This is a genomic window from Promicromonospora sp. NPDC060271 (assembly GCF_042726755.1).
GTDB lineage: Bacteria > Actinomycetota > Actinomycetes > Actinomycetales > Cellulomonadaceae > Promicromonospora.
The window spans coordinates 1-7,276 of sequence record NZ_JBHXBG010000234.1 but is presented as its reverse complement, the minus strand read 5'-3'; the positions used below and the strand labels follow the sequence as shown (position 1 = coordinate 7,276).

Here is a 7,276-nt window from a genome sequence, read left to right as displayed (position 1 = left end):
CGCTTGCCTTGAGATCGGTCCATCAGATGACCGATCTCAAGGCAACCGACCGAACTCACGTCACACCGCGTGCAGGTGACCGATCTCGGGGCAGCACGGCGAGACGCCGAACGCTAGAACCCCAGCCGGCGGAGCTGCTTCGGGTCGCGCTGCCAGTCCTTCGCGACCTTGACGTGCAGGTCGAGATAGATCCGCTGGCCGAGCAGCTTCTCGATGCCCTGGCGCGCCTCGGTGCCGACGGCCCGCAGGCGGGACCCGCCGCGCCCGATGATGATCGCCTTCTGGGAGTCGCGCTCGACGAACAGGTTGACCCGCACGTCGAGGAGCGGCGGCCTGCCCTTCTCGGGGTCGCCCGTCCCCTCGCGCGGAACCATCTCGTCCACGACCACCGCGAGGGAGTGCGGCAGCTCGTCGCGCACGCCCTCCAGGGCCGCCTCGCGCACGAGCTCGGCGACCATGACGGCCTCCGGCTCGTCCGTCAGCTCGCCGTCCGGGTAGAGGTCAGGTCCCTCGGGCAGGTGCGAGACGAGCACCGCCTCCAGCTCGTCGACCTGGTACCCGTCCTTGGCGGAGACGGGCACGATGTCGGCCCACTCGCGGTCCACGGACCTCGCGAGCTGGTCGACGGAGATGAGGTGCTGCATGAGCGTCTCGCGGGGGACGAGGTCGGCCTTCGTCACGACGGCGACGACGGGCACCCGCCTGCGGCCGGTCATCAGCTCGGCGAGCTGCGCGGCGATGTAGCGGTCCCCGGGGCCGACCTTCTGGTCGGCGGGCATGCAGAACGCGATGACGTCGACCTCGGACAGCGTGTCCCGCACCAGGTCGTTGAGCCGCTCCCCCAGCAGGGTCCGCGGCCGGTGCAGGCCAGGCGTGTCCACCAGCACGAGCTGGGCGTCCTCACGGTGCACGACGCCGCGGATCGTGTGGCGCGTGGTCTGCGGCCGAGCCGACATGATCGCGACCTTCTGCCCCACCAGCGCGTTCGTCAGGGTGGACTTGCCGGCATTGGGGCGGCCCACCAGGCAGGCGAACCCGCTCCGGTGGACAGCGGTCGGATCCACGGCGGTCTGGTCGCTCACGAGGTCACTTCCTTCTGGTCACGCTTCTGATCACGGTGGTCGTGCTGATCGAGACCACCGTTGCTGTCGTCCGGCTCGGCGGCCGGCTCCGTACGATGTACGAGTATCGTCGAGATCTGCTTGCGGCGGCCCTCCACGCGCTCCGCCTCCAGGTGCACGCCGCCCACCTCGACGGACGAGCCCGCGAGCGGCACCTTGCCGAGCACCTTGGCCAGCAGGCCTCCGGCGGTGTCCACGTCGTCGTCGTCCAGGCGCAGGTCGAACAGGTCGCCGAGCTCGTCGACGGGTAGTCGCGCGGGCACGCGGAACACCCCGTCGCCGAGGTCCTCGACCTCCTGGACGGGCACCGTGTCGTGCTCGTCGGTGAGCTCGCCCACCACCTCCTCGAGGAGGTCCTCGATGGTCACGAGCCCCGCCACGCCGCCGTACTCGTCCACGACGAGCGCGATGTGGCTGGCGGAGGCCTGCATCTCGCGCAGCAGGTCGTCGATCGGCTTGGACTCGGGCACGAAGACGGCGTCGCGCGCGACGTCGGCGGCGGGACGCTGCGAGGGCCTGCGTGCGCCCTCGTCGACGGGCCAGTGCACCGCGGCGACGACGTCCTTCAGGTAGGCGACGCCGACGACGTCGTCCACCGACTCGCCGACCACCGGCACGCGCGAGAAACCGGACCGCAGGAACAGCCGCAGCACCCGGTCGAGGGAGGTGTCGGCGGTGACGGTCACCATGTCGGTGCGGGGCACCATCACCTCGCGGGTGATGGTGCCGCCCAGCTCGATCACCGAGCGGATGAGCTCCCGGTCGGACTCCTCGAACGCGCTGCTCTCCGACAGGCTCTCGCCCACGCGGTCGGCGATGTCGCGCAGCTCGGCCTCCGTGGGCGGGGACGGGTCGTAGCGCGGCACCGAGAACCTGGTGAGCCAGGCGACGGCACGCGACACCCCGGTCAGCGGACCCACGAGCGCGAGCAGCACCGCCACCGGATGGCGGAAGCCGAGCGCGCGCGGCGAGACCCGCACGAAGATCACGCCGATCACGACACCGACGACCAGCGCGACGAGCATCACGGGCAGCTCGTCGGGAACGCCCTCGCCGGGCATGGTCTGCTGCACCAGCAGGGTCCCCGCCGCGATGGCGACCACCTCCGACATCACGCGCACGAGCGCGAAGGAGGCGACGATCGCCGTCGGGTCCACGACGAGCGCCTGGGCCCGGCGGATGCGCGAGGCGCGGTCCGGATCGGGTGACCGCCCCAGCTCCGCCTCTGCGAGCGCCTCCGTGAGCGAGGCGCGGGTGACCCGCAGGAGTGCGGCCTCGCCGGCCGAGAGCATGCCGGCCAGCGAGAGACCGACCAGCATGACAAGCGTGAGGAGCAGGGCGATCACGCCGGTCACCGAGTCGCGAGGAAGGTCAGGAGCAGCTTGCGCTGGAGCGCGAACATCTCCTTCTCCTCCTCCGGCTCGGCGTGGTCGTAGCCGAGCAGGTGCAGGATGCCGTGCGTCGTCAGGAGCAGGAGCTCCTCGGTGGTGGAGTGGCCGGCGGCCTTGGCCTGGGTGACCGCGACCTCAGGGCACAGCACTATGTCGCCGAGCGTCCCGGCCGGGGTGACCTCGCCGTCGCGCCCGGGGCGCAGCTCGTCCATCGGGAAGGACAGGACGTCGGTGGGTCCCGGCTCGTCCATCCACTGCACGTGCAGGTCCGTCATGACGGTGGTGTCGACGAAGATGATCGACAGCTCCGACTGCGGGTGCACCCGCATGGCGTCCAGCACGAACCGGCCGAGCGCGGCGAACTCCGCCTCGTCGACCTCGAACCCCGACTCGTTGTTGACCTCGATGCTCACCGGCGCTGCCTCTTGCTCCCCTGGTTGCCGCCCTGACGGAAGTCCTGCGGCTGGCGGCCCGGACGGCGGTCGCCGGTGAGGACGTCCCACCGCGCGTACGCGTCGATGATGTCGCTGACCAGCCGGTGCCGCACGACGTCGGACGACGTGAGGCGGCAGAACTCGACGTCGTCGACGCCCAGCAGGATGTCCTCCACGACGCGGAGCCCCGACTGGGTGCCGCCCGGGAGGTCGATCTGCGTGGCGTCGCCCGTGATGACCATCTTGGAGCCGAAGCCGAGGCGCGTCAGGAACATCTTCATCTGCTCGGTGGACGTGTTCTGCGCCTCGTCCAGGACGATGAAGGAGTCGTTCAGCGACCGGCCACGCATGTAGGCCAGGGGCGCGACCTCGATGGTGCCCGCCTCGATCAGCTTGGGCACCTGCTCGGGGTCGACCATGTCGTGCAGCGCGTCGTACAGGGGGCGCAGGTACGGGTCGATCTTCTCGGACAGCGTGCCGGGCAGGAACCCGAGGCGCTCCCCTGCCTCGACGGCGGGGCGCGTGAGGATGATCCGGTTGACCTGCTTGGCCTGCAGCGCCTGGACGGCCTTGGCCATGGCGAGGTAGGTCTTGCCGGTACCGGCCGGGCCGATGCCGAACGTGATGGTGTTGGTGTCGATCGCGTCCACGTACGCCTTCTGCCCGACCGTCTTGGGCCGGATGGTGCGGCCACGGCTGGACAGGATGTTGAACGTGAGGACCTCGGCCGGGCGCGACGCCGAGGCGGCGCTCAGCATGGCGACCGAACGCTTCACGACCTCAGGGGTGAGCTGCGTGCCCGCCTCGACGACCTCGATCAGCTCGTCGAGAAGCTGGGTGACCAGGGCGACGTCGCCCGCCGGTCCGTTCACGGCTATCTCGTTGCCACGGGCGTGGACATCGACGCCGGGGAAGCCCTCTTCGACGGCCCGCAGCACCGAGTCCCGGCTCCCGAGGAGCGCGACCGTCGGGATGTGGGCCGGAACGACGATCTTGTGCTCGATCCGGGTCTGCGACTGTGTGCTGGGCGTAGTTGTCATGAGCCGGCCCGCCGGGCCGATCCGCTCCTTCGTGCGGTAGGGATGACTATGGTCCACATCCTATCGACCAGAAGGGGCGCTGCCACGGTCTTTCCGTCGCCTTCTCAGGCGAAGCCGGGTAGCTCCCCGCCCGCGAGCAGGTGCGCGTGCACGTGGAAGACGCTCTGCCCGGCCTTGGGCCCGGTGTTGAAGACGAGGCGGTACTGGCCGTCGGCCAGCTCGCTCGCGACGCCGTCGGCGAGCCCGATGACGCTCGCCAGGCCCGCGGCGTCCGTCGCTGCGAAGGCCGGCACGTCCGGGTAGTGCTCCTTCGGTACCACGAGGACGTGCACGGGCGCCTTGGGCGCGATGTCCCGGAACGCGATCGCCGTGTCCGACGACGCCACGACGTCCGCGGGGATCTCCCCCGCCACGATCTTGCAGAAGAGGCAGTCAGGGCTGTCGGTGCTCGTCATGCCCTGCAGGCTACCGGCGAGGGTCGGGACCGACCCCCGGAGGCGGCCCGACGGCCTCCCCGGGCGGGAGGGCGGGGCATCTTTTTCCGTACCGTTACACAGCCCGTAATGCCCGGGTGAAAGGGATGTGGGAGAGTTTGCGGCATTCGATGGAGATTGGCGCGCTGCGACACCATTTCGTCGCCATCCGTCCCGCGGGTCCCGTCGTCCCCTCACACCACACACCGCAGTAGTCACCTGGAGGTACGCGTGGGTTGGTTCATCGCCCAATCGCTCGCATTCATCATCGTCGCGGCCCTGATCGGCCTCGCGATCGGCATCTGGATCGGCTGGCTCGTCTGGGGCCGCCGGGCCAAGGGCAAGCACGTGGCGGAGAAGGCGGAGGCCGCGCGCACGGCCGCCGTCGCCGAGCCGGTAGCCGAGGCGGAAGCCAAGCCAGCTCCCGCCCTCGCGGTCGCCTCCACGGGCACCGCGGCGGAGGCCGGCGTCGAGACGCCGGAGGCCGAGCCCGCAGCCGGCTCCGGCACCGTCCTGCCGGTCGCGGACGGCGCGGCAGGGTCCGACGGCGAGTCCGGCACCGACGGTGCGGTCATCGGCGAGGCGGAGGTCGAGGCCGCCGGGTCCGACGTCGTCGCCGAGGCAGAGGCCGTCGCGCGCGAGGCCGCCGAGGCGGAGGCCGAGCCCGACGACCTGCAGCGCATCGAGGGCATCGGCCCGAAGATCGCGTCCGCGCTGATCGCCGCCGGTTACCCGACGTACGCATCGATCGCCGCGTCCAACGAGGAGGAGCTGCGCCAGGCCGTCGCGGGCCAGGGCATCAAGTTCACCCCCGCCGCCGCGAGCTGGGCCGACCAGGCCCAGTACCTCGTGGACAACGACACGAAGGGCCTCGACGAGTACCAGGACTACCTCATCGGCGGGCAGGAGCGGCGCGCCAAGTTCAGCGAGAAGGTGGACTACGCGGACGTCGACGAGATCGCCGACGCGGACGCGAAGGCCGCCGCCATTGCGCAGGACGAGGCGGAGGCCGCCGCCGTCGCCGCTGCTGAGCCCGAGCCGGAGCCGGAGCCCGAGCCCGAGCCCGAGCCCGAGCCGCAGGATCTGCAGCGCATCGAGGGCATCGGCCCGAAGATCGAGGCGGCGCTCAAGACCGCTGGGTACACGACGTACGCCAAGGTCGCGGGCGCGTCCGAGGCGGAGCTGCGCGAGGCGCTGACCACGGCAGGCATCAAGTTCGCCCCCGCCGCCACGAGCTGGGCGGACCAGGCCCAGTACCTGGTCGACGGCGACGAGGACGGCCTGCGCGAGTACCAGGACTACCTGGTCGGCGGGCAGGAGCGGCGCGCCAAGTTCAGCGAGAAGGTGGACTACGCGGACGTCGACGAGATCGCCGACGCCGACGCGAAGGCCGCCGCCATCGCGCAGGACGAGGCGGAGGCCGCCGCCGTCGCCGCTGCTGAGCCGGAGCCCGAGCCCGAGCCCGAGCCGCAGGATCTGCAGCGCATCGAGGGCATCGGCCCGAAGATCGAGGCCGCACTCAAGACCGCCGGCTACACCACGTACGCCAAGGTCGCGACCGCGTCCGAGGCGGAGCTGCGCGAGGCGCTGACCACGGCAGGCATCAAGTTCGCCCCCGCGGCAGCGAACTGGGCGGACCAGGCCCAGTACCTGGTCGACGGTGACGAGGACGGCCTCCAGGAGTTCCAGGACTACCTCGTCGGCGGGCAGGACCGCGCGGCCAAGTTCAGGAAGGACGTCGACTACGCCGACGTCGACGAGATCGCCGACGCGGACGCCAAGGCCGAGGCGATCGCGCAGGACGAGGCAGAGGTAGCCGCGGCGGCAGAGGCCGCGGCGGCCGGCGACGACACCGAGTCCGCGGGCTCCGGGGCGAAGGCATGAGCCTGAGGTCGGTCCTGCCCCCGGTCGTCGTCGCGGTCCTCGGGCTGGGCCTGCTCTCGGGCATCCAGGACACGGGGTTCCGCGAGGGGATCGAGGCCGACCTGACCGAGCGTGCGGAGAGCGCGCTCGCCGCTGCCGACCTCGACGGTGTGGACGTCGAGGTCACCGGCCGGGACGCCGACGTGACGGCGGCGACCGACATCGACGCGCTCCTGGCCACCGAGGTGGTGAGCGGCGTGGAGGGTGTCCGGACCGCTGTTGCGTTCGGGCCGAACGGGCCGGTGTCTGGCGACATCGGGCCGGCCGAGGCCGCCCTGACCGCGAGCGATCCCGAGCCCACGGCGACCGAGGAGACGACGGACGGCGCCTCCGACGAGGCGACGCCTGCCGACGAGGCGACGCCCTCCCCCGAGGGGACCGACCCGTCGCCCGACGACGCATCGGCCGCCCCGGAGGAGGACGAGCCGGAGAACGACGAGCCGGCGCGCGAGCCGACCCGGCAGGAGCGCGAGGACGCCCAGGAGGACCTGGTCGAGATCCCGAACATCACGTTCGTCACGGACAGCGCGAAGCTGACCAAGAACGGCCGTGCGGTGGTGCGGAAGGCCGCTGAGGTGCTCGAGGAGCACCCGGAGGTCGAGGTCCGCATCGAGGGGCACACCGACTCGCGCGGGATCTGGGAGGCCAACAAGCGGCTCAGCGAGCGCCGCGCCGACGTGGTGCTCGACCGGCTGGTGGAGCTCGGCGTGGACGAGGACCGGCTGACCGCGAAGGGTTACGGCGAGTCGGACCCGCTGGTCGTGCCGAAGACCTTCGCCGACCTGGAGAAGAACCGCCGCGTGGAGTTCAACGTGGTGAACTGACGCGGACCGCGAAGTAGAGCGCCTGTCCGGACACACGCTCTATCTCGGCGCCTCGGAGCGCGCGAGGTAG

General features: G+C 71.3%; 7 protein-coding genes. 2 read left to right on the top strand and 5 right to left on the bottom strand.

Annotation, left to right across the window (positions count from 1 at the left end):
* Nucleotides 1-113: 113 nt before the first annotated feature.
* The 5 genes from era to ACFWE2_RS23690 all read right to left on the bottom strand — a co-directional run bounded on the left by era (nt 114) and on the right by ACFWE2_RS23690 (nt 4,441).
* The gene (gene era / locus ACFWE2_RS23710; protein WP_377226666.1) at nt 114-1,082 is read right to left on the bottom strand and encodes a GTPase Era; all 969 of its coding nucleotides are present in this window, start codon (nt 1,080-1,082) and stop codon (nt 114-116) included.
* Complete coding sequence (locus tag ACFWE2_RS23705; RefSeq protein ID WP_377226665.1) at nt 1,079-2,476, bottom strand: hemolysin family protein; 1,398 nt, start codon at nt 2,474-2,476, stop codon at nt 1,079-1,081. Before ACFWE2_RS23705 ends, era begins: the two co-directional genes overlap by 4 nt.
* On the bottom strand, nt 2,473-2,925 hold the full coding sequence (gene ybeY / locus ACFWE2_RS23700; protein WP_377226664.1) for an rRNA maturation RNase YbeY: 453 nt from the start codon (nt 2,923-2,925) through the stop codon (nt 2,473-2,475). The genes ACFWE2_RS23705 and ybeY overlap by 4 nt, the downstream gene beginning before the upstream one ends.
* A complete protein-coding gene (locus ACFWE2_RS23695) occupies nt 2,922-3,986 on the bottom strand; it encodes a PhoH family protein (RefSeq protein ID WP_377226663.1) in 1,065 nt (354 codons plus the stop codon). The genes ybeY and ACFWE2_RS23695 overlap by 4 nt, the downstream gene beginning before the upstream one ends.
* Nucleotides 3,987-4,090: 104 nt before the next feature.
* Entirely contained in the window at nt 4,091-4,441 is a 351-nt protein-coding gene (locus ACFWE2_RS23690; RefSeq protein WP_377226662.1) for a histidine triad nucleotide-binding protein, read from the bottom strand.
* Nucleotides 4,442-4,690: 249 nt separating this feature from the next.
* Between ACFWE2_RS23690 and ACFWE2_RS23685 the strand changes: the two genes are divergently transcribed.
* Together ACFWE2_RS23685 and ACFWE2_RS23680 are read left to right on the top strand one after the other, a co-directional pair.
* A complete protein-coding gene (locus ACFWE2_RS23685) occupies nt 4,691-6,343 on the top strand; it encodes a helix-hairpin-helix domain-containing protein (RefSeq protein WP_377226661.1) in 1,653 nt (550 codons plus the stop codon).
* Entirely contained in the window at nt 6,340-7,206 is an 867-nt protein-coding gene (locus ACFWE2_RS23680) for an OmpA family protein (RefSeq protein ID WP_377226660.1), read from the top strand. Before ACFWE2_RS23685 ends, ACFWE2_RS23680 begins: the two co-directional genes overlap by 4 nt.
* Nucleotides 7,207-7,276: the final 70 nt, after the last annotated feature.